The organism is Caballeronia sp. BR00000012568055 (assembly GCF_029439455.1).
In the GTDB taxonomy this organism is placed as follows: domain Bacteria; phylum Pseudomonadota; class Gammaproteobacteria; order Burkholderiales; family Burkholderiaceae; genus Caballeronia.
The window spans coordinates 1-323 of the sequence record NZ_JAQFVG010000239.1 but is presented as its reverse complement, the minus strand read 5'-3'; the positions used below and the strand labels follow the sequence as shown (position 1 = coordinate 323).

1 protein-coding gene is annotated in these 323 nt (G+C 62.2%); it reads right to left on the bottom strand.

Annotated elements, in window-relative coordinates; translation table 11 throughout:
- Nucleotides 1-139 (bottom strand): PRTRC system protein C (locus tag P7F28_RS11310; protein WP_277184576.1); only part of this gene is annotated, 139 nt, incomplete at its 3' end.
- Nucleotides 140-323: the final 184 nt, after the last annotated feature.

Below are 323 nucleotides of genomic sequence, written 5' to 3'. Positions count from 1 at the left end.
TGGCCGCGGTCGTGAGCTCCGGATATTGCGCGGAGTAGAGATCGCGAACATCGTCAGGCGAGAAGGTCGGCCCGGGATCCGGGAACGTGACGCCGTTGTAGACGAACTCGCGCGTGAGCTTTGCAACTGCGATAGCCATGTCTGCTCCTTAGTCGAAAAGCGATGCGAGGTTCGTGCCGGTGTTAGCCGGCTCCGACGACACCGAAGCGGACGTCGACGCGATTGACGAAGCGGCGTTCTGCTCCTGCTTCGTGTCGACATCGCTGCTGTCGCCGTCGCTGTCATCGTCATCTTCGTCGGCATTGGCTCTGCCGACCGCAGGG